The organism is Cryobacterium sp. RTC2.1 (assembly GCF_035018685.1).
GTDB classification, from domain to species: Bacteria; Actinomycetota; Actinomycetes; order Actinomycetales; family Microbacteriaceae; genus Cryobacterium; species Cryobacterium glucosi.
Map to the genome: position 1 here is coordinate 1 of NZ_JASJXJ010000271.1, position 2,168 is coordinate 2,168.

Consider the following 2,168-nt stretch of genomic DNA (forward strand, 5'->3'; position numbering starts at 1 on the left):
CCCGCCCCGCCCCCCCCCCCCCCCCCCCCCACGGCCGTTCCCGCGATCGTGCACTGGGGCGCCGACCTCGGTGCCCTCTCCGGGCCCGAGCTGGCCGCGCTCGCCGATGCCGCGATTCCCGCGGTCCCGCCGAGCTCGATCGACGTGCCCCTGCGGCTCTCGCTGCTGCCGACGCTCGCCGAAGGGTGGAGCGGCCGGCCGGGGCTGAGCGGCTTCCGGCGCGGCGTCGCCGGTTCCGCCGGTTCTGCCGGTTCGATCGGTTCCGGTCGGCCGGCGGATCTCGCGCTGCGGCTCGAGGCGGTGCAGCGCCGGGGTGCGCGCTCGCTCCGGATCGACACGGCGGATGCCGCGGCATCCGTCTCCGTGTCGACCGACCTTGAACTCACGGTCGAGGGCGTGCTGCGCGTGCGGCACACCCTGACCAACACGGGCGACACCGACTTCGAACTCGGCTCGCTCGACATGACCCTGCCCGTACCCGACCGGGCCGGCGAACTCCTCGATTTCACCGGGCTGTGGAGCCACGAACGCCGTCCGCAGCGCACGAGACTCGCGCACGGAGTCTGGAGCCGCGAGAGCCGGCACGGCCGGCCCGGCCACGACGACCCGTTCCTGTCGGTCGCCGGGGTGCCCGGGTTCGGGTTCCGCCGCGGGGAGGTCTGGGCGGTGCACCTCGCCTGGAGCGGCGACAAGCGGGTCTGGGCGGAGCGCTCGGCCCTCGGCGCCGCAACCCTCGGCAGCGGCGAACTGCTCGCCCCCGGGGAACTGGCCCTGCCAGCCGGGGCCGGCTACACCTCGCCCTGGACCGTGGCCGCGTACTCGGCGACCGGACTCGACGGGCTGTCGGCGCGGCTGCATCCGTGGATTCGGTCGTGGGCGACGATCCACGACCCGCGCCCGGTCGTGCTCAACACCTGGGAAGCCGTGTACTTCGACCACGACCTGCCGACGCTCACCCGGCTCGTCGAGGCGGCCGCGCGGGCCGGGGTCGAGCGCTTCGTGCTCGACGACGGCTGGTTCACCGGCCGCACCGACGACAAACGCGCGCTCGGCGACTGGTTCGTCGACCCCGTGACCTGGCCGGGCGGCCTGCACCCGCTGGTCGAGCGGGTGCACGCGGCGGGTCTCTCCTTCGGGCTCTGGGTCGAACCGGAAATGGTGAGCCTCGACTCCGAGCTCGCGCGGGCGCATCCGGACTGGGTGCTCGGCGCAGCAGGCTCGCTCGAATGGCGGTTCCAGCGGGTGCTCGACCTGGGCAACCCGGATGCCTTCGCGTACGTGCTCGCCCGCCTCACGGCCCTGCTCGACCAGTACCCGATCGCCTATCTGAAATGGGACCACAACCGTGACCTCCTCGGAGGCTCGGCGCACCGGCAGACCGAGGCGGTCTACCGGCTGCTCGGCACGCTGCGCGCCGCGCACCCGGGACTCGAGATCGAATCCTGCGCCTCGGGCGGGGCCCGGATCGACCTCGGCATCCTTCCGCTCGTCGACCGGGTCTGGACGAGCGACACCAACGATCCGCTCGAGCGGCAGCAGATCCAGCGGTACACCGGAGTGCTCGTGCCGCCGGAGTACCTCGGCGGGCACCTCGGCGCCGCGACCGCGCACACGACGGGCCGCACCGCGTCGCTCGGCTTCCGGCTGGCGACGGCGCTCTTCGGCAGCGCCGGCATCGAGTGGGACCTCACCCGTGCCTCGGCCGGCGAGCTCGAGGCCGTCGCCGGGTGGATCGCGGAATACAAACGGCTTCGTCCGCTGCTGCACTCGGGTGTCGTTGTTCACGCGGATGCGTCGGACCCCGCGCTCGAGCTGCACGGCGTCGTGGCCGGCGACGGGGCATCCGCTGTGTTCGCGTACGTCGCGCTCGCCGCGCCGCGGACCGCACTGCCTGCCTCGCTGCGGTTCCCCGGGCTCGACCCGGACGCGCGGTACACGGTTCGGCCGCTGACGATCGGCGGGGCAGTCGACCCGGGCGCTGAGCCTTCCGGGGCGGGGGAGTCCGGCGTGCCGACGATTGAGCCGCGCGTGATCCAGGATGCCGCGCCGGCCTGGCTGCAGCACGGGTCGGAGACCCTGAGCGGCACCGTGCTCGCCGAGGTCGGCCTGCCCGCTCCGCTGCTCGCCCCCGAGCAGGCGGCCCTCTTCGAGCTCACCCGCCTCTGAGT

General features: G+C 74.0%; 1 protein-coding gene. It reads left to right on the top strand.

Annotated elements, in window-relative coordinates; genetic code table 11:
- Positions 1–48: 48 nt before the first annotated feature.
- A complete protein-coding gene (locus QN357_RS18735; RefSeq protein ID WP_323505367.1) occupies positions 49–2,166 on the top strand; it encodes an alpha-galactosidase in 2,118 nt (705 codons plus the stop codon).
- Positions 2,167–2,168: the final 2 nt, after the last annotated feature.